Source organism: Pseudomonas sputi, assembly GCF_021603585.1.
Taxonomy (GTDB): domain Bacteria; phylum Pseudomonadota; class Gammaproteobacteria; order Pseudomonadales; family Pseudomonadaceae; genus Aquipseudomonas; species Aquipseudomonas sputi.
Genome location: NZ_BQHI01000010.1, coordinates 15,103 through 32,967 on the forward strand (window position 1 = coordinate 15,103; position 17,865 = coordinate 32,967).

19 protein-coding genes, 1 tRNA gene and 1 pseudogene are annotated in these 17,865 nt (G+C 58.7%); 8 read left to right on the forward strand and 13 right to left on the reverse strand.

From position 1 onward, the window contains the following. Window positions 1-2: 2 nt before the first annotated feature. Complete coding sequence (locus tag L6D81_RS15760) at window positions 3-971, reverse strand: glycosyltransferase family 2 protein (protein ID WP_236180832.1); 969 nt, start codon at window positions 969-971, stop codon at window positions 3-5. A gap of 276 nt (window positions 972-1,247) precedes the next feature. Here L6D81_RS15760 and L6D81_RS15765 point away from each other — a divergent pair, with 276 nt between their 5' ends. Continuing rightward, on the forward strand, window positions 1,248-1,439 hold the full coding sequence (locus L6D81_RS15765) for a YegP family protein (RefSeq protein WP_064383113.1): 192 nt from the start codon (window positions 1,248-1,250) through the stop codon (window positions 1,437-1,439). A 60-nt stretch (window positions 1,440-1,499) separates the two neighbouring features. Here L6D81_RS15765 and ppk2 read toward each other — a convergent pair whose 3' ends face one another. Further along, a complete protein-coding gene (gene ppk2, locus L6D81_RS15770; protein WP_236180834.1) occupies window positions 1,500-2,324 on the reverse strand; it encodes a polyphosphate kinase 2 in 825 nt (274 codons plus the stop codon). Between the two features lie 258 nt (window positions 2,325-2,582). Here ppk2 and L6D81_RS15775 point away from each other — a divergent pair, with 258 nt between their 5' ends. Then, a complete protein-coding gene (locus L6D81_RS15775; protein WP_236180836.1) occupies window positions 2,583-3,983 on the forward strand; it encodes a DUF3300 domain-containing protein in 1,401 nt (466 codons plus the stop codon). Then, on the forward strand, window positions 3,980-4,876 hold the full coding sequence (locus L6D81_RS15780) for a DUF2950 domain-containing protein (protein WP_236180838.1): 897 nt from the start codon (window positions 3,980-3,982) through the stop codon (window positions 4,874-4,876). Before L6D81_RS15775 ends, L6D81_RS15780 begins: the two co-directional genes overlap by 4 nt. Window positions 4,877-4,929: 53 nt before the next feature. Here L6D81_RS15780 and L6D81_RS15785 read toward each other — a convergent pair. Continuing rightward, window positions 4,930-5,139, reverse strand: a pseudogene (locus tag L6D81_RS15785) (type II toxin-antitoxin system HicB family antitoxin); the annotation flags it as partial. 485 nt (window positions 5,140-5,624) lie between these two features. Between L6D81_RS15785 and L6D81_RS15790 the strand changes: the two are divergent. Then, complete coding sequence (locus L6D81_RS15790; RefSeq protein WP_236180840.1) at window positions 5,625-5,915, forward strand: DUF3077 domain-containing protein; 291 nt, start codon at window positions 5,625-5,627, stop codon at window positions 5,913-5,915. Between the two features lie 149 nt (window positions 5,916-6,064). Continuing rightward, the gene (locus tag L6D81_RS15795) at window positions 6,065-6,367 is read left to right on the forward strand and encodes a tyrosine-type recombinase/integrase (protein ID WP_476748321.1); all 303 of its coding nucleotides are present in this window, start codon (window positions 6,065-6,067) and stop codon (window positions 6,365-6,367) included. A gap of 39 nt (window positions 6,368-6,406) precedes the next feature. Here the strand turns inward: L6D81_RS15795 and L6D81_RS15800 are convergent, their stop codons facing one another. The 6 genes from L6D81_RS15800 to dapA form a co-directional block, all read right to left on the reverse strand. Then, complete coding sequence (locus L6D81_RS15800; protein WP_236180842.1) at window positions 6,407-6,958, reverse strand: YfbU family protein; 552 nt, start codon at window positions 6,956-6,958, stop codon at window positions 6,407-6,409. A 248-nt stretch (window positions 6,959-7,206) separates the two neighbouring features. Next, window positions 7,207-7,296 (reverse strand) — tRNA-Ser (locus tag L6D81_RS15805). A gap of 84 nt (window positions 7,297-7,380) precedes the next feature. Continuing rightward, window positions 7,381-8,094, reverse strand: coding sequence for a phosphoribosylaminoimidazolesuccinocarboxamide synthase (gene purC, locus L6D81_RS15810; protein WP_007958019.1), 714 nt, complete (start codon window positions 8,092-8,094; stop codon window positions 7,381-7,383). Between the two features lie 28 nt (window positions 8,095-8,122). Next, entirely contained in the window at window positions 8,123-8,884 is a 762-nt protein-coding gene (locus L6D81_RS15815; protein ID WP_011332911.1) for an MBL fold metallo-hydrolase, read from the reverse strand. 4 nt (window positions 8,885-8,888) lie between these two features. After that, window positions 8,889-10,004 carry an outer membrane protein assembly factor BamC gene (gene bamC / locus L6D81_RS15820; RefSeq protein ID WP_011332910.1) on the reverse strand — a complete coding sequence of 372 codons (1,116 nt, stop codon included), beginning with the start codon at window positions 10,002-10,004 and terminating at the stop codon, window positions 8,889-8,891. Window positions 10,005-10,021: 17 nt separating this feature from the next. After that, window positions 10,022-10,900, reverse strand: a complete 879-nt coding sequence (dapA, locus tag L6D81_RS15825; protein WP_236180844.1) for a 4-hydroxy-tetrahydrodipicolinate synthase — start codon at window positions 10,898-10,900, stop codon at window positions 10,022-10,024. A gap of 313 nt (window positions 10,901-11,213) precedes the next feature. Between dapA and L6D81_RS15830 the strand changes: the two genes are divergently transcribed. Then, entirely contained in the window at window positions 11,214-11,774 is a 561-nt protein-coding gene (locus L6D81_RS15830) for a glycine cleavage system transcriptional repressor (RefSeq protein WP_007958014.1), read from the forward strand. A 10-nt stretch (window positions 11,775-11,784) separates the two neighbouring features. Continuing rightward, window positions 11,785-12,258, forward strand: a complete 474-nt coding sequence (locus L6D81_RS15835) for a peroxiredoxin (RefSeq protein WP_236180846.1) — start codon at window positions 11,785-11,787, stop codon at window positions 12,256-12,258. 34 nt (window positions 12,259-12,292) lie between these two features. Here the strand turns inward: L6D81_RS15835 and L6D81_RS15840 are convergent, their stop codons facing one another. Together L6D81_RS15840 and L6D81_RS15845 are read right to left on the reverse strand one after the other, a co-directional pair. Then, on the reverse strand, window positions 12,293-13,363 hold the full coding sequence (locus L6D81_RS15840; RefSeq protein ID WP_039772670.1) for an AI-2E family transporter: 1,071 nt from the start codon (window positions 13,361-13,363) through the stop codon (window positions 12,293-12,295). A gap of 32 nt (window positions 13,364-13,395) precedes the next feature. After that, window positions 13,396-13,635 carry a sulfurtransferase TusA family protein gene (locus L6D81_RS15845; protein WP_236180848.1) on the reverse strand — a complete coding sequence of 80 codons (240 nt, stop codon included), beginning with the start codon at window positions 13,633-13,635 and terminating at the stop codon, window positions 13,396-13,398. Between the two features lie 97 nt (window positions 13,636-13,732). Here L6D81_RS15845 and L6D81_RS15850 point away from each other — a divergent pair, with 97 nt between their 5' ends. Then, window positions 13,733-15,166 carry a M48 family metalloprotease gene (locus L6D81_RS15850; protein ID WP_236180849.1) on the forward strand — a complete coding sequence of 478 codons (1,434 nt, stop codon included), beginning with the start codon at window positions 13,733-13,735 and terminating at the stop codon, window positions 15,164-15,166. Between the two features lie 78 nt (window positions 15,167-15,244). On the opposite strand, the gene L6D81_RS15855 is transcribed toward L6D81_RS15850, so the two are convergent. Both L6D81_RS15855 and L6D81_RS15860 read right to left on the reverse strand, forming a co-directional pair. After that, window positions 15,245-16,615: a DegQ family serine endoprotease gene (locus L6D81_RS15855; RefSeq protein WP_236181085.1), complete on the reverse strand. Its 1,371-nt coding sequence runs from the start codon at window positions 16,613-16,615 to the stop codon at window positions 15,245-15,247. 284 nt (window positions 16,616-16,899) lie between these two features. Then, complete coding sequence (locus L6D81_RS15860; RefSeq protein ID WP_236180851.1) at window positions 16,900-17,862, reverse strand: MucB/RseB C-terminal domain-containing protein; 963 nt, start codon at window positions 17,860-17,862, stop codon at window positions 16,900-16,902. Window positions 17,863-17,865 lie beyond the last annotated feature (3 nt).

The window sequence follows — 17,865 nt, forward strand, 5'->3', positions numbered from 1 at the left end:
TGTCAGTCCTTGGATTCGTAGATGCGGCGCACCAGGAAAACCGGCCGGCGCTTCGCTTCGATATAAGTGCGGCCCAGATACTCGCCGAGCACGCCGATGCCGATCAACTGCAAACCGCCGAGAAACGTCACGGCAACCATCAGCGAGGCGTAACCGGGCAAGTCAACGCCGTGAATCAGCGTGCGCACCACAATGAACATCGCAAAGGCGAACGACACCAGAGAGACCAGCGCCCCCAGATACGTCCAGATCCGCAACGGTTCGGTGCTGAAACTGGTGATGCCCTCCAGCGCGAAATTCCACAGCCGCCAGCCATTGAACTTGCTCTGCCCCGCCGCCCGTTCCGGGCGCTCGTATTCGACCTGGGTGGTGCGAAAGCCGACCCAGGCGAACAAACCTTTCATGAAGCGTCGGGATTCGGGCAGCGTCAGCAGCGCGTCGACCACGCAGCGATCCATCAGCCGAAAATCACCGACGTTTTCCGGCAATGACTGTTCGGCAATTTTGTTGTGCAGCCGATAGAACCAACTGGCGGAAGTCTGCTTGGCCCAGGAGTCGTTGCGCCGGCTGATGCGGTGGCCAAGCACCACTTCAAAACCTTCGCGCCAGCGCTCGATCATTTGCAGGATGACCTCGGGCGGATCCTGCAGATCGACATCGATTGGCACCACGACTTGCCCGGTGGCCGTCTGCAAACCAGCGGACAGCGCCGCCTCCTTGCCGAAATTGCGGCTCAGATCGACGATGCGGATGCGCGAATCGCTCTGCTGGCAATGCAGCAAGCGCTCCAGCGTCGTATCGGAACTGCCGTCATTGACGAACACCAGTTCCAGTTCGATCAGCGTCTCTTGCGCGAACACCTGTCGAATGCGCAGGAGAAAGCCGTCGAGGCTGTCCTCTTCATTGAATACGGGCACTACCAGCGACAACGTCACCGGGCCCGCGTGTTGCGTTCCGTGCGGATGGGTCAATGGACTGCTCTTTCTTATAGTGATTGTCGGTCGCCGAACACTGTTCAGCGCCATGAGCCGTCCCGTATTAAGCAGCAGCCCGGAACGTCATGCAAGGGTGAAACAACGGCGTTCCGGCCAATCCGGAGGACGATCCCTGCGCTCTGGCCCGGGCCTTCCAGAAACATTCACGAACGATTGGAAACAAATCCGCGATAGCCAAAAAGCCGCGCTCAGCTAGGCTTGCGTCGAGGCGTCACACAGGCTGTCGCACATAAATCGCATGGAGCGAACTGAATGTATTTCGAGATTTACAGGCAATCCAAAGGCACCCCGAGCACCGGCAAGGGCCAATGGCGCTGGAGATTAAGGGCGGGGAATCACGAGACCGTCGCCAGTGGCGAGTCGTATGTGAACAAGGCGGACTGCCTGCATGTGATCGAGTTGATCAAGGGCGTGCAGGGGGATACGCCGGTCAAGGAAATCTGAAGATTCGATCAAAACGCCGGACTGCCTGTGCTGGCAGTTCCGGCGACTTCTGATCTGGCTTTAGAACCTTTCGGGAATGTGCCTGAACGGATAATCCGACTCTTTATAACCGCCCGGTTTCTGCCGTTTGGGTAATGTCACCTTCTCACGCGGCACTTCTTTGTAGGGGATGCGACTGAGCAGGTCGGAGATGATATTGAGCCGCGCCCGGCGCTTGTCGTTCGAGTTGGCCACAAGCCACGGTGCGTAATCGGTGTCGGTCGCCTCGATCATTTCGTCCCGCGCCCGGGAGTAGTCATACCAGCGACTGTAGGACTTGAGGTCCATCGGCGACAGTTTCCAAATCTTGCGCCCGTCGACAATTCGCGCCTCCAGCCGCCGGGTCTGTTCTTCCTGGCTGACATTCAGCCAGTACTTGAGCAGGATCACCCCCGAACCGACGACCGCTCGCTCCACCAGCGGCACGGACTTGAGAAACTTGTCGACCTGTTTGTCCGTGCAAAAGCCCATCACCCGCTCGACACCAGCACGGTTGTACCAACTGCGATCGAAGATCACCACTTCGCCAGCCGCCGGCAAATGCGGCAGATAACGCTGCAGGTACATCTGGCTCTTCTCGCGATCGGTCGGCGCCGGCAACGCGATGACGCGAAACACCCGCGGGCTGACCCGCTCGGTCAGCGCCTTGATGGTGCCGCCCTTGCCCGCACCGTCACGGCCTTCGAAGATGATGCAGATCTTGATGCCTTCGGCCTTGACCCATTCCTGCATTTTCACCAGTTCGACATGCAGGCGGCGCAGTTCGGCAAGGTAGTCCTTGTTTGACAGTTTTGTATGTTCGTCAGGTTTTACTCGGGGCGAGTCTTTCTTCTTTCCCTTTGCCATGACCAGACCTCTCGGGTTGGAGCGACAGCCAGGCTCTTTGGGATTGCATGGCCTGGAACCGGAAAGTTTAGTCATTTATCGCAAAACGCAAGCAAACGGGGCGGTAACGCTCAGGCAACGTGCTTATTGCGAAAAAAACCGTGCAGTTTTTGACGGAACGCCAATCGCCAACCATTCTCCATGACGGCGCAGCGTCCGATGTCGGCCGTTGATGCCTCGCGTGTTGCAAACCTGCCATCTGGATGTGGGGAAGAGGTCATGCACAGATCGCTCTTGCGTGCCGCGTCGCTCATGCTCGCCTTGAGCGCTGCACCGCTCTTGTTGCAGGCCGCCGATGCGCCTGCGGCCCCGGCGGCTACCACCGCTCCGGCCAAAGATGCCGTGTTTACCACGGAGCAGCTCGACCAGATGCTCGCGTCGATTGCCCTGTATCCCGACCCCCTGCTCGCACAAGTGCTGATGGCCGCCACTTATCCGGGAGAAGTCGCCGAAGCCGCGACCTGGTCCAAGGCTCATCCGGACGCCAAGGGCGATGATGCGGTCAAGCAAGTGGCCAGCCAGACGTGGGATCCGAGCGTGCAGGCCTTGGTGGCGTTCCCGCAGGTCTTGGCGACACTGGGACAGGATCCGGTCTGGGTACAACGGCTGGGGGATGCCTTTCTGGCCCAGCCTGACGAACTCATGGCCGGCGTTCAGCGTTTGCGGCGTCAGGCCCAGGCGGCGGGCAATCTGCAGAGCAATCAATATCAGAATGTGACAGTGCAGAACGTAACGCCGCCCATCTCTGCCGGGACAACCAAGCCTGCCGACAACACGACCATCATCATTCAGCCCGCCGATCCGCAGGTGGTCTACGTCCCGACCTATAACCCGACGACCACTTATGGCACCTGGCCTTATCCGGCCTCGCCGCCGGTGTATTACCCGCCGCCGCCCGCTTACTACCCGGGTCAGGCACTCGTGGCCGGACTGGCCTTCGGTACGGGCGTGGCTGTCGTTGCTTCGTTGTGGGGTAACTGCGACTGGGGCCATAACGACATCGACATCGATGTGAACCGTTACAACAACATCAACGTCAATAACCGGATCACCAACAACCAGAACAAGTGGCAGCACAACACCCTGCATCGCGATGGCGTGCCTTATCGTGACAACCGCAGCCGCGCGCAGTTTGGCCGGCAACTGGACGGCGCGGCTCAGCGTGATGCCTATCGCGGCGACAACGCGCAGCGGGCGCAGGCTCGGGAAAGGGCCCGCAGTTCGATGGACAGGGCCGGTATCGAACGTCCCGCCACCAGCAATCGGGAAGCCCGCAATCAAGTCCGCGAAGCGCAATCCACCCATGCCGGCAACCGCATTCAAGGTGGTGCAGACAGACCCAGAGTCGCCGACCGCGCTCAAGGCAACACGCGGGAAGCGCGGCAGCCAGGCTTAAATCAACGTGATCCCCGTGCATCTCAAGCCCGACCCGCAGCAGGCAGCGCACGGAACAACGCCTTCGCCGGCGCGCGCTCCCCGTCACAGACCCGACTACAGGCTAACCGTGGCCGGGCCAGCCAGATCTCCGCGCAACGTCCCAACGTCTCACGCGCCGCCGGACATCAGATCAGCCGGCCATCCGGCGGGGGCATGCGTCAGAGAGGAGGTGGCCGTCGATGAACATTCATTCTCTGTTCAGGAGCTGCCTGATGCTCTCGGCCGGCCTCGCATTTTCGAGCCTCACCTTGGCCCAGCAAGTATTTCCAACCCCGGAAAAAGCCGCTGAGGCCTTCGTCGAAGCCCTCGGTACGCAACACGCCGACCAAAAACGCCTGACCGAACTGCTGGGCGAGGAATGGCACAGTTTCATCCCCCGTGAAGGCGTGCAGCGCAGCGATGTCGATGCCTTCCTGCAGCAATACCGCGAACAGCACACTCTGGAAAAGACCGGTGACAGCAAGGCTGTGCTCTCCGTCGGGCCCGATCACTGGACGCTGCCCATCCCCCTCATCAAAGACAAAACCGGTTGGCGCTTCGACATGAACGCCGCAAAGGTCGAAATCCGCGCCCGCCGCATCGGCCGTAACGAACTGGCGGCCGTGCAATCGGCGCTGGCCTACCACGATGCACAAATGGACTACGCCTCGCAAGACCGCGACGGCGACGGCGCCCTCGAATACGCACAGAAAATCTTCAGTTCCCCCGGCAAACACGACGGCCTCTATTGGCCAGAAGACGACACCAACCAGATCAGCCCCCTCGGCCCCGCCTTCGGCCAGGCCATCAACGACGAAGACTGGCACGGCTACCACTTCCGCATCCTCGACGCCCAAGGCCCGTCAGCCCCGGGCGGCGCTTACAGCTATCTGATTGGAGACAAGATGAGTCGCGGGTTCGCCTTGATCGCGTGGCCAGCGAAATATGCCGACACCGGGGTGATGAGCTTCATGATCAGCCATGAGGGCCAGGTGTTTCAGAAGGATCTCGGGCCGGATGGAGAGAAGGTGGCGAAGGCGATGACGCGGTTCGATCCGGATGATAGTTGGGAGGTGGTGGATCTGGGGCAGAAGTAGTTGCGGTGTCGAATTGCGTTGGATCAGAAACGAAAAAGCCCCGTGGCTTCTCAGCTACGGGGCTTTCGTTTATTCGCCCCAAGTCGGGCGCAGGTTTCCAGATAGTCTGTGACGGCTTCTTCGAATGCCTTGCGGAGCTCGTTGATCGACTCGCCATGAAACCCCACGACATCCCTTATTCCCGCGATATGACCGATAAACAGACCATCCTCGTCGCTGTACTCAACGCGGGCGCTGAAGCCGTTGTAGCCCATCACGTTCATAGGGTACTTCCTCGTCGCTATCGGGTTTGAGCATCACGCCGACAAGAATAATCAGGTGACTCAAAACGAGCTTGTAGGCAGAATCCGCGAGTTGCGTGTGAATGGGCTGTAGCTGTGCATTACGGCCGGTTGCTGCCTTGTTGGCCTTTCTTTCGGCGGGATATTCTCAAGACGTCGCTGCACATTCAGCGGCCGGGCTTGGTAACCCGACGGAATAAGGCGCACCAGCGTCCCCATACAATTACGGTCGATACTCGTCTGTAGTTCTGTTTTATGGCGGCTGTGCGTGGGACGGCTTCGGCCGTGCCGGTTTCCTTGATTCCCCGGTTTACCAACCCGCGCATAGCTGCCACCCCATTCGCTTGGTATCGGATGCGGCAGCTCAAAAATCAAGGGAACTGAAAAATGCACACCAACAACCGATTACGAAAATCTCCCCTCCCCGCTTTACCTCTCTTCATGTCGAGTACATACGGAGGTGAAGAATGACTGACAAAACAGAAGAAAAAACTATCGGCTCCACACCGTTTCTCTACTGCTCAGACAACCCACTATTCAGCGTTAGCGCTGGCGTTCCCATTAGCGAAGCGTTGTCACAAGCCTCTGACCTGTTGGCCCTTGCCAAAGCACTTGCAGAGGATGCAGCGTTCATTCGAGAAACAGACCGATATGCCTGGGCAGCGCATTTCCTGACGGAGATGGGTAAGGCGGTTGTTGATGATGTGATGAAGGTGGTTTCGCCGAGGTCTGCGAAAACGCTGAGAACGGAAAAATAACGATTACTTCCCTGATCGGTCATCCAGCAAAAAACGAAAACGCCCCACTGCTGCTCAGCTACGGGGCTTTCAAGAGCAATGACATGGAAAGAGAAGGAAACTATCCCTAGCGCCAGAGTCAAAATAAATACGTCCCCATTTCCAAGAAGATGAAAGTCAGGTTTCTTTTCCGCAGTTCCACCAGCGGGTTGCTATGGAGCGGTAAGACCTTGAGCAATTGGTTCACTGCGCATCTGAGAAAGGCCGATGTACGCCACCGAGGTGCTAATCAGTGCCGCCACACTTTCGCCAGCCAAATGCTTTCTAGCTATGTGCCGGTCGAATGGGTGGCCAGACAGCTTGGACATGCCGATACAACAATGGTGAGAAAGCACTACGGCAGATGGATACCGAAGGACACCAAGAGCATGGCTGGAATAGTGTCAAAAATGCTTGGCTTTCGGGAGAACTAACGACATGCCCACGCAACGTGGGCATGATCCGTTTTAGCTTCAGCGGTTACTTGGATGAACTGCTGCCTGCAATACAGCAACAATCTCATGCGGCTCCATCAGGCGTCGTCCGAGTTGCGCACGTATCGGTTCAAATACTTCATACATCCGCGCATACATTTCGACTACCGGGCTGTGCGAGTTCAATGTAGCGACATCCTTCATCGTTTCGAATCGATCCAGATCATTAACCAGGTAACGAGCAGCTCGTCTGTGGTCAAGTTCGTTATTGCCGTCATAGCCATGGAATTGAATTTGGGAAGCCGCGTTAGGTACCTCTCCTTCAACTATCGCTTGATCAGCAGGAGAAAGTCTTTCGAAGCTATCTCGAAGAAACGAATACATATCCAGGGTATCAACGACGGCCGTAACGTACGACGGGTTATGACTTTGCTCATCTTTAATATCGTAAGCCCAATCAAGAACCCATAGGTCATTGGATGCTATGGCGCTGCTTACGAGATCTGGATCAAAGCTATCTTCGATCCCGAGCTTTTTGTAGATCGCGCAAAGCATGTGCACTGTGAGCTGTTCAATCACTGTAGGTTGCATTTCCTTGCCTCTGTGAGTGGATGCGCTGGATTCACCTCATCCAAAAAAGGGATCCAAACCAAGCATAGTGACAAACGGCCACCTAGCCCGGCTCAAATGCAAACGCAACCTTTCAGAAATGCAAAACGCCGGCCCTAAGCGGTGTAGGAGCAGCGTTTCCTGCCCTAAAAATGCCCTAACTGAAACGCTATGAACGAAAAAGCCCCCGTAATCATCAATGATTACGGGGGCTTCGTCTTGTTCAATAATGGCGGAGAGATAGGGATTCGAACCCTAGGTACCGGTGAAGGTACAACGGATTTCGAATCCGTCCCATTCGGCCACTCTGGCATCTCTCCAACGGCGCGCATCATAACAACACTTTCGCTGAATGGGAAACCCCCAGACGAAATTTTTTCCGTGCTATCAGATGCTTGCGTCGATTAAAGCGGTACGCCCAGACGGTTGGCGACTTCTTCGTAGGCTTCGATGACGTCACCGAGGCCCTGGCGGAAGCGGTCCTTGTCCATCTTCTTCTTGGTGTCCTTGTCCCACAGACGGCAGCCGTCCGGGCTGAATTCGTCGCCCAGGACGATGGAGCCGTCGCTGAACACACCGAATTCAAGCTTGAAGTCCACCAGCAGCAGGCCTGCGTCGTCGAACAGTTTGCTCAGGACTTCGTTGACCTTGAGCGACAGTTCTTTCATGCGCGCCAGTTGCTCGGCGGTGCCCCAGCCGAAGGCGACGACGTGGGATTCGTTGATGAACGGGTCGCCCTTGGCGTCGTCCTTCAGGAACAGTTCGAAGGTGTACGGGTTGAGCTTCATGCCCTCCTCGACGCCCAGACGCTTGACCAGGCTGCCGGCGGCGTAGTTACGCACGACGCACTCGACCGGGATCATGTCGAGTTTTTTCACCAGCACTTCGTTGTCGGCCAGCAGTTTGTCGAACTGGGTCGGAATACCGGCCGCTTCGAGTTTCTGCATGATGAAGGCGTTGAACTTGTTGTTCACCATGCCTTTGCGGTCGAGCTGCTCGATGCGCTTGCCGTCGAACGCCGAAGTGTCGTTGCGAAACAGCAGGATCAAGCGGTCAGCGTCGTCGGTCTTGTAAACCGATTTGGCTTTGCCGCGGTAGAGTTCTTCACGTTTTTCCATGATGGGCTCCGCTTGCTAAGTAGATGGGCTAGGCGATGTGGCGCCAGTCGAGCCCTGAATCTTGATCGGCCAGTTGCAGCCAGTCCGGGTCGCACCCAAGGGTGTCGACAAAACATTGCCGGGCCAGCTGCGGCAGGTTGTTCTTGCTGCTCAGATGGGCCAGGACCAGGTGTTGCAGGCCTTGCCAGCCCAACTCGGCCACCAGGAATGCCGCCTGATGGTTGTTCAAATGTCCCAGCTCGCCGCCGACCCGCTGCTTGAGAAAGTACGGGTAATGACCACGGGCCAGCATGTCGCGACAATGGTTGGACTCGATCATCAACGCATCGAGGTCCCGATAGCCGTCCAGCACCCGCTCGCAGTAGGAACCCAGGTCGGTCAGCAGGCCGAAGCGCCGCTGCTCTTGATCGCTGAATACGTACTGGGTCGGTTCCTGCGCATCATGGGCCACGGCAATGACCCCGATGTTCAGAGCACCGATCTGCAGTTGCTCGCCACCGGTCACGAAACCGGCAGGTTCAATCGGTTTGCGCATCCCGCGCAGTGTGCCACGACTGAGGTAGACAGGCAGATTGTAGCGCCGAGACAGCAAACCCACGCCATGCACGTGGTCGGCATGTTCGTGGGTTACGAGTATCGCGCTCAGTTGCGCCGGGTTCACACCCAGGCGCAACAGGCGTTTTTCGGTTTCCCGCAGGGAAAAACCACAATCCACCAGTACATACGTATCAGCACTGGCGATCAGCGTGCCGTTCCCTTGGCTACCGCTGCCGAGAACGGCAAAACGCATTGGATCAGCCCAGGTTGTCCTGAATCACGCTCAACACTTTGCGGGCCACATCGGCCGGCGCAACGGTGTTGATGTTTTTCTCGACGGTCACCTGAACGTTCTCGCCGACCTTGCTCAGGCGAACCTGATAACGCTCGGCGCGGGCTTCAACTTCTTCCTTGGTCGGCGCGCTGCCGAACAGGCTGCTGAAGAAACCAGGCTTCTCGTCTTTCTTCTCGGCCTTTTCGGACAAGTTGATGTAGTAGAGACCCAGGCTGCGGTTGATGTCTTCAACGCGCCATTCGCCCTGTTCCAGCGCACGACCGACGCTCGACCAGGCACGATCCAGGTCCGTACCGACGTTCAGTACCGGGTTGCCGCTGCCGTCTTCACTCAGGCTGACACGGCTCGGGGTATCGAAATCACGCGAAGCCAGCATCGACACCGAACCACCCTTCTCGGAGGTACGGCTCATGCTTGCGAGCATGTCGTCGACCAGCGCAGCGTCCAGGCCAGTGTTGACCGAACGGTTGGTGAAATCGACATTGGCGGTGCTGCCGGCAGGACGCTCGGCGCTGACCACATAGACTTCACTGGTGTTGCGCTGCACGCCCGGCTCGATGCGTACCCGCACGCGGGTTTCGCTGTCGGTGCTGACGCCGGCGGCGCTCAGGCGCTTGGCCATGGCGGCGGACAGTTCGTCGGAATGCTGCCAAGTGGTGGTGAATTCGCCGGTTTGCGGGCGCTGTTCATCCAGACGGAAACCGTTGTCCTGGAAGTATTGCACCGCCACTGGCCAGACTTCGGCCGGCGGGTGCTGGGCCATGACCCAACGCGAATCACCGCTCTTCTGCAGCGAGTAGTCGCTGGCGTCGGCCACGGTCGACAGTGGTTGAGGACGCGGAACGATGTACTCACCCTTGGCGGTGTCGTCGGCCACGTTGCGCGGGATCGGCAGCAGCGGATCCAGACGCTTGGAGGTGCTGACGTCCGGTGGCAGTTGCATCGGTGCAGTCTGTTGCGCTTCCAGGTAGTCGCTACCACGGTCACGGAAATAACCTTCCGGGCCCCAGATCCATCCGCAGCCGCTGGTGCTGGAGATAATCAAGGCAAGTGCGGAAAGTCCGGCCATTCGCTTCATGCGTTGTACTTCCTCAATTAAACCAGGACGTTGCACTGGCGCAGGGCCGAGCGCAGCGTTTCATGACAAGGAGCGCTCAGCCAGGTCAGCGGCAGGCGGATGCCTTCATGCATCAGGCCCATTTCGACCAAAGCCCACTTCACCGGAATCGGGTTGGCTTCAATGAACAGGTCTTTGTGCAGCGGCATCAGTTTTTCGTTGATGGCCCGTGCGGTCTCGGCGTCGCCCTTGAGCGCAGCCTCGCACAGGTCGGCCATTTCGCGCGGGGCGACGTTGGCGGTGACGGAGATGTTGCCCTTGCCGCCCAGCAGGATCAGCTCGACGGCGGTCGGATCATCGCCGGACAGCACGATGAAGTCCTTGCTCACGCCGTCGATGATCGCCTTGGCGCGTTTCAGGTCGCCGGTCGCTTCCTTGATGCCGATGATGTTCGGCACGGTGGACAGGCGGATCACGGTCTCGGCCTGCATGTCGCAGGAGGTGCGGCCAGGAACGTTGTAAAGAAGCTGTGGGATGTCGACCGCTTCGGCGATGTGCTTGAAGTGCTGGTACAGGCCTTCCTGAGTAGGCTTGTTGTAGTACGGAACGACCAGCAGGCAGGCATCGGCGCCGGCTTCCTTGGCGTTGCGGGTCAGCTCGACGGCTTCGCGGGTCGAGTTGGCGCCGGTACCGGCGATCACCGGAATGCGACCGGCAACCTGTTTGACCACGGCTTTGATGACGGCGATGTGTTCTTCTACATCAAGGGTTGCCGACTCGCCGGTGGTGCCGACCGCGACAATGGCATGGGTGCCGTTCTTGAGATGGAAGTCCACGAGTTTGCTGAGGCTGTCCCAGTCAAGACGCCCTTGTGCATCCATGGGTGTGACCAGTGCCACCATACTGCCCGCAATCATGAAACCGCTCCTGCCGGAAAAAGAGAGCGGTAATGGTACTGGCGCCAAGATGCTTGCACAAGCGAAGTACTGTGCCGCCATTCCCCTTGGCGCCGCTTTTCGCTACCCTTCAGACTTTGATCGGTACTGATCAGCTTGTACGCCGGGTTCCAGTCTCCCGTTTCGGCCTCCCAGACCCCGTTCCAGTGTCGTTGCCGTACGCTTGCTTGTTCATGGAGCCGTAGCGCCACACGAATCGGGTCTTCCGGACAGGCATTGCCCCGGCCATCAACGCCCTCTCCCTACCGACCGCTCATCGCTTTAGGAATGCTGCATGTCCACCCCCACAGTTCGCGAACAATTCCTTGTCATCAGTGCCCTCGGCGCCAATCCCATGGAGCTGACCAACGTCCTGTGCCGCGCCAGCCATGAAAACCGCTGCGCGGTCGTCACCTCGCGCCTGACCCGCCACGGCGAGTGCAGCGCGCTGGTGCTCGAAGTCTCCGGCAGCTGGGATGCCCTGGCCCGCCTTGAGGGCAGCCTGCCGGTGCTGGCCAAGCGTCACGCGTTCACCGTCAACGTGGTGCGCAGCGCCGCCCTGGAAAATCGTCCGCAAGCCTTGCCGTACGTGGCTTACGTGTCTTCGGCATACCGTCCGGACATCATCAACGAGCTGTGCCAGTTCTTCATGGATCACAACGTCGAGCTGGAAAACCTGACCTGCGATACCTATCAGGCACCGCAGACCGGCGGCACCATGCTCAACGCTACATTCACCGTGACCCTGCCTGCCGGCACCCAGATCAGCTGGCTGCGCGACCAGTTCCTGGATTTCGCCGACGCCATGAACCTGGATGCACTGATCGAACCGTGGCGCCCACAGAACCCAATGTAAGGAAGCTTTCATGGCCGTTGTCATCGACCAACCGGTTACGGATTTCGAAGCACCTGCCACCAGCGGGCAGACTGTCAGCCTGTCGGCCCTCAAGGGCAAGCAAGTGGTGATCTACTTCTATCCGAAGGACAGCACCCCGGGCTGCACGACCGAAGGCCAGGGCTTTCGCGATCAGTACGCAGCGTTCAAGGCTGCCAACACGGAAATCTTTGGTATCTCCCGCGACAGCCTGAAGTCCCACGAGAACTTCAAGTGCAAGCAGGCGTTTCCGTTCGAGCTGATCAGCGACAAGGACGAAGCCGTCTGCCAGCTGTTCGACGTGATCAAGCTGAAAAAGCTCTATGGCAAGGAATACCTGGGCGTTGATCGCAGCACCTTCCTGATCGACAAGAACGGCGTACTGCGCCAGGAATGGCGCGGTGTGAAAGTGCCAGGACATGTCGATGCCGTGCTGGCTGCCGCTCAAGCGCTGAACAAGGCCTGATGCTGTCGGCGCCCTTGCGGGCGCCGATTCATTCTCAAAGCAGCGGCGCCACCACCGGTTCCTTGCGCGGCCAGGCATCAAGCACAGCCTTGAACAGCGTCGCCAGCGGAATCGCGAAGAACACGCCCCAGAATCCCCACAACCCGCCGAACAACAGCACCGCGCAGATGATTGCCACCGGGTGCAGGTTGACCGCCTCGGAGAACAGCAACGGCACCAGCACGTTGCCATCCAGCGTCTGAATAATGCCGTAGACCGCCATCAAATAGATGAACTGATCGCTCCAGCCCCACTGAAACAGCGCAATCAGCAGCACCGGCACGGTTACCACCACGGCGCCGACATACGGCACCACCACCGACACGCCCACCAGTAACGCCAACAGCGCTGCGTAGTTCAATCCGAGGGCGACGAACGCGATGTAGGTCACGCCCCCACAAATCACGATCTCGATGACCTTGCCGCGAATGTAGTTAGCGATCTGCCGGTTCATTTCCTCGGCGACCCGAGTGATCAGCGCCCGCTCTCGTGGCAAATAGCCGCGCACCCACTCGCCGATCATTGCCCGATCCTTGAGGAAGAAGAACACCAGGATCGGCACCAGCACCAGGTAGATCATGATGTTCACCAGCAGCGGCAGGCTCGACAACGAGAACGTCAACGCCCACTGGCCGAACTTGCCGATCTCGCCTCGCGCCGCTTCGATGGCTTGCAGCACCTGCTCGTCGGAAACCAGATGCGGATAGCGCTCCGGCAGCAACAACAGCAGCGATTGCCATTTGGCGAGCATCCCCGGCAGCTCGTTGAACAGGGTGATCAACTGATGCCATAGCAGCGGCAGCACCACGACGATAAACACCATCAGCACGCCCATGAACAGCGCAAACACCAGACCGACCGCCGCGCCACCGGGCACGCGCAGACGTTCGAGCGTGAGCACCAGCCCCTGCATCAGGTACGCCAGCACCATCCCGGCCAGCACCGGCGCGAGCATTCCGCCCAGCGTCAGTACCGCGGTGAAGGCGAGAAACAGCAGCACCGCCAGCACCACCGCCTCCTCATCGGAGAAGTAGCGCTGAATCCAGTCGCGCAACACTTTGAACATCAATTTTCCTTAGGACATTTACGCGGTCGGTTTCAGGCTTTTTTCAGCCAGTAACGGTAGACACCCGCCTCGTCTTCTTCGCACAGCAGCGTATGACCGGCCAATTTGGCAAAGGTGCGAAAGTCACGTTGCGAGCCCGCATCAGTGGCGATCACCTTGAGAACTGCGCCGCTGGGCAGCTTGTTCAGTTCCATCTTGGCCTTGAGCAACGGCAATGGACAATTCAGGCCACTGGCGTCCAGTTCACAGTCATGGGCTACAGCGTCGGTCATGCGTCACTCCGGATCAGGTGGTCAGGCTGCCTAGAATATCTGGTCGCAAGCCCGGTGTCCGGCTACAGTAAGGTCTTTGTCGACTAAGGCTTTGTGCATGACATTTCTGCGCCCTACCCTGCTGACGCTCGCTTGCCTGCTCGCCTCACCGGGCTTCGCCGACGACCTGCCGTCACTCGGTGACGCCAGCTCTGCCATCGTCTCGCCACAACAGGAATATCAACTGGGTCGCGCCTGGCTGGCATTGCTGCGCAGCCAGGTTTCGCAGCTCAACGATCCACAGCTCAAGGACTACGTCGAGTCCAGCGTCTACAAGCTGGTGGAAACCAGTCAGGTCAACGACCGACGCCTGGAGTTCATTCTGATCAACAGCCCGCAGCTCAACGCCTTTGCGGCACCGGGCGGGATTGTCGGGGTCAACGGCGGTCTGTTCCTCAACGCCCAGACCGAGGGCGAATATGCTTCGGTACTGGCCCACGAACTGGCTCACTTGTCCCAGCGCCACTTCGCCCGCGGTGTCGAGGCTTCTCAGCGGATGCAGGTGCCGATGATGGCGGCGCTGCTGGCCGGCATCGTGATCGCTGCGGCAGGCGCAGGCGATGCCGGGATTGCAGCGATTGCCGGCACCCAGGCCGCGGCGATCCAGGAGCAACGGCGTTTCTCGCGGCAGAACGAACAGGAAGCCGACCGTATCGGCATCCTCAACCTGGAAAAGGCCGGATACGATCCGCGCTCGATGCCGACCATGTTCGAGCGCTTGATGCGCCAATACCGTTTTGACGCCAAACCGCCGGAATTCCTGCTGACTCACCCGGTCACCGAATCGCGTATTGCCGACACCCGCAACCGCGCCGAGCAGGCTAAACCCGGCGGCATCGAAGACAGCAAGCGCTATCAGTTGATCCGTGCACGGGTGCAGTTGACCTACGAAGAAACGCCCGGCCTTGGCGCCAAACGCTTCCGCGCTCAGCTGGATGAAAACCCGAAAAACGACGTGGCTCGCTACGGCCTGGCAATTGCCCAGATCAAGGGCGGCCAGCTGAACGAGGCGCGGGAGAATCTCACGCAACTGCTGGCCAAATCGCCGAACGTGATCATCTACAACCTGGCGCAGATTGATCTGGACATCACCAACAACAAGCTGGCTGATGCCCAGTCCCGGGTTGACCGGATGCTCAGTCAGTATCCTGGCAATTACCCGCTGAATCAGGTGCGCGTCGATCTGTTGCTGAAACAGAACCGCACCGCCGATGCGGAGAAGGCGCTGGAGGGTTTGTTGAAATCGCGTCCGGACGATCCGGACGTGTGGTATCAGGTCGCAGAGACTCGCGGACTGTCCGGCAACATCATTGGCCTGCATCAGGCCCGTGCCGAGTATTTCGCATTGGTCGGCGATTACCGCCAGGCGATTCAGCAACTGGATTTTGCCAAGCGTAAGGCGGGCAGCAACTTCCCGCTGTCGTCACGTATCGACGCCCGTCAGCGCGAACTGATGGAGCAAGAGCGCATGGTCAAGGACATGATGGGTTAAGCCCACGCCGAGACAAATTCCGGACGCAAAAAAACCGCCTCTTTCGAGGCGGTTCTTTTTACTTCTTAGACAACTGGATCATTCAGCCAGTTTGAAGGTGATGAAGCTGGCTCGGCCCTGACGCAGAACGCGCATCGACACCGAACGGTTCTTCGGCAGCGCCTTGGCGATCTCGGCAAACTCCTTGGAAGAACCAATGGCCTGATTGTTCAGGTGCGTGATGATGTCGCCCGGTTGCAGACCGATCAGGGCCGCAGGACCGTCCTGCACTTCCTTGATCACCACACCACCTTTGAGGTCGTAGGTTTTCTTCTGCTCGGCGGTCAGTTCGGCGACCGATACCCCCAGGCGATTGCTGTTGGTCTCGGCACCGGATTTAGGCAGGGCATCCAGCTCCTTGTCTTCATCTGGAATGGCGCCGACTGTCAGCTCGACATTCTTGCGCTTGCCGTCGCGAATCACTTCAAGATTGGCTTTGGCGCCAGCCTTCAACGCACCCACCAGATGTGGCAGGTCAGCGGACATGACGATCGGCTGACCGTTCATGCTCAGGATCACGTCACCCACTTGCAGGCCGCCCTTGGCAGCCGGGCCGTCATCCTGAATCTGTGCAACCAGAGCACCGGCCGGTTTGTCCAGACCGAACGACTCGGCCAGATCCTTGTTCACTTCCTGGATAACGACGCCCAACCAGCCACGACTGACCTTGCCACCGTTTTTCAACTGATTGGAAACGTCCATGGCCACGTCGATCGGAATAGCGAACGACACGCCCATGAAGCCACCGGAACGGGTGTAGATCTGCGAGTTGATCCCGACCACTTCACCGTTCAGGTTGAACAACGGGCCACCGGAGTTGCCCGGGTTAATCGGTACGTCGGTCTGGATGAACGGCACGTAGTTTTCGTTCGGCAGGCTACGGCCGACGGCACTGACGATGCCTTGGGTCACGGTGTGGTCAAAGCCGAATGGCGAACCGATTGCGACCACCCACTGACCGGCTTTCAGATCCTGGGATTTGCCAAGCTTCAGCACTGGCAGATCCTTGCCTTCGATTTTCAGAAGCGCCACATCGGAGCGCGGGTCGGTGCCGATCAGCTTGGCCTTCATTTCACTGCGATCTGCCAGACGCACGAGGATTTCGTCGGCATCGGCGATCACGTGGTTGTTGGTCAGAATGTAGCCATCCGGCGAAATGATGAAGCCCGAACCCAGGGATTGCGCTTCACGCTGGCGATCACCACGCGGAGAACGCTGTTGTGGCGGCATGCCGCGTTCGAAGAACTCGCGCAGCATCGGTGGCAAGCCTTCAAGGTCAGGCATCTGCTGGTTCACTTTGCGATCCGGCAGCTTTTGCGTGGTACTGATATTCACCACCGCAGGCGAGGCCTGTTCGACCAGTTGGGTGAAATCAGGCAGGCTGGCCGGGCTGACCGCTTCAGCCGCCATGGCTGCAGGAACAGCCTGACCGAGCACCAGCACCGTGGCGAAAATGGAGAGATAAGACTTCAAGCTTGGTATCGACATACAGCTCCCGTTACGACGAGCAGGGTTAAGCGATATGGAGCAAGGAACACCGGAAACCACAGGCCGGCATTTTTGTTCCGGGAACAACAAACAAGGCCAGAGCCGAGAGGCTCTGACCTATAAAAAATTTTCGGGTATTTTGCAAATGAAAATGCTCAGCAAACATTTCACGTCTCGAAGACGAAGTGGAGATCGCTGAAATCCGCTCACTGCTTGCTGGTTGCAGCGCCATCGTTGCGCATCGACAGGGCAATCCGTTCGGCGGTCCCGATTGGGATCTCACCCACTACCGTCACCATCATTTCGCCTTGAGGCGTTGTCAGGCGGCGGGATACGGCCACGGTCGGACCTAGCTGAGTCCGGGTATCGGTGACGGTTGCGCCGTTTAGCGGCTCCAGGAATACAGAGAATCGGGCAAGTCCATCGTCATACATCAGGCTGTTGACCTGAGTCTTGGTCTCCGGATCCTTGTGCGAGGAACTGCTGGTGAGTTCGAAGCCGGGAGGTAACCAGTCAGAACGCCAGACCTGTGCAGCCTTGACCGCAGAAGCCTTGTCGCTGTCGAGCGTGACCGCCTTGCAATCGGAGTCGGCTTGCAGATCTTTATCGGATGGAACTCCAGAGGTATCCAGCCGCGCGAACTGGAATCTCTCGAGCAACTGCCCCTTGTCGTTCAACAGCAGCGACTTGAGCGGCAAGCCCGTTTCCTTATCCAGATGCAGTTCGAAACCATAGCGGTGCTGATCGCGCGGTGTCAGCGCTACTATCACCGCTTCACGCCCGGCAACACGTGACTTGCCAATGACGGCAAGCTCATACCAGTTCTTGAGCTTTTGAGGATCGAGAGGGCGAGCGGCGGAATTGGGTGAATCCCCCAGGCCCGCAATCAGGGTGCCGCTGATACATTGGGTATGTCCATCAATGCGCACGACTTCCTGAGCCGATCCGTCGAGCTGAAGCAAACGTTCGCGAACCTGGCCATTCTGGACGCGATGCCAGATGTTATGGGTAGAAAAACTACCGTTACGCTCGTAAACGAATGTGCCGTGAAAGCTTTGCTGCTGCTCGGCCTGGCCCAGGCGGGTCAACCAGTCCTGAGCCTCGTCGGCGTGGGCTGGCACAATGAACCAGCCGCTGAGCAGAAGCGAAAGTAGAGGTATGGCGCGCATGAT

Coding starts and splice junctions, on each gene's coding strand:
- L6D81_RS15800 (WP_236180842.1), bottom strand. CDS start 6,958: ATGCAACCTACAGTGATTGAACAGCTCACAGTGCACATGCTTTGCGCG.
- L6D81_RS15855 (WP_236181085.1), bottom strand. CDS start 16,615: ATGGCGGCTGAAGCGGTCAGCCCGGCCAGCCTGCCTGATTTCACCCAA.
- L6D81_RS15830 (WP_007958014.1), top strand. CDS start 11,214: ATGTCCACCCCCACAGTTCGCGAACAATTCCTTGTCATCAGTGCCCTC.
- L6D81_RS15790 (WP_236180840.1), top strand. CDS start 5,625: ATGACTGACAAAACAGAAGAAAAAACTATCGGCTCCACACCGTTTCTC.
- L6D81_RS15850 (WP_236180849.1), top strand. CDS start 13,733: ATGACATTTCTGCGCCCTACCCTGCTGACGCTCGCTTGCCTGCTCGCC.
- L6D81_RS15845 (WP_236180848.1), bottom strand. CDS start 13,635: ATGACCGACGCTGTAGCCCATGACTGTGAACTGGACGCCAGTGGCCTG.
- L6D81_RS15840 (WP_039772670.1), bottom strand. CDS start 13,363: ATGTTCAAAGTGTTGCGCGACTGGATTCAGCGCTACTTCTCCGATGAG.
- L6D81_RS15835 (WP_236180846.1), top strand. CDS start 11,785: ATGGCCGTTGTCATCGACCAACCGGTTACGGATTTCGAAGCACCTGCC.
- purC (WP_007958019.1), bottom strand. CDS start 8,094: ATGGAAAAACGTGAAGAACTCTACCGCGGCAAAGCCAAATCGGTTTAC.
- bamC (WP_011332910.1), bottom strand. CDS start 10,004: ATGAAGCGAATGGCCGGACTTTCCGCACTTGCCTTGATTATCTCCAGC.
- L6D81_RS15780 (WP_236180838.1), top strand. CDS start 3,980: ATGAACATTCATTCTCTGTTCAGGAGCTGCCTGATGCTCTCGGCCGGC.
- L6D81_RS15815 (WP_011332911.1), bottom strand. CDS start 8,884: ATGCGTTTTGCCGTTCTCGGCAGCGGTAGCCAAGGGAACGGCACGCTG.
- L6D81_RS15795 (WP_476748321.1), top strand. CDS start 6,065: ATGAAAGTCAGGTTTCTTTTCCGCAGTTCCACCAGCGGGTTGCTATGG.
- L6D81_RS15765 (WP_064383113.1), top strand. CDS start 1,248: ATGTATTTCGAGATTTACAGGCAATCCAAAGGCACCCCGAGCACCGGC.
- ppk2 (WP_236180834.1), bottom strand. CDS start 2,324: ATGGCAAAGGGAAAGAAGAAAGACTCGCCCCGAGTAAAACCTGACGAA.
- L6D81_RS15860 (WP_236180851.1), bottom strand. CDS start 17,862: ATGCGCGCCATACCTCTACTTTCGCTTCTGCTCAGCGGCTGGTTCATT.
- dapA (WP_236180844.1), bottom strand. CDS start 10,900: ATGATTGCGGGCAGTATGGTGGCACTGGTCACACCCATGGATGCACAA.
- L6D81_RS15775 (WP_236180836.1), top strand. CDS start 2,583: ATGCACAGATCGCTCTTGCGTGCCGCGTCGCTCATGCTCGCCTTGAGC.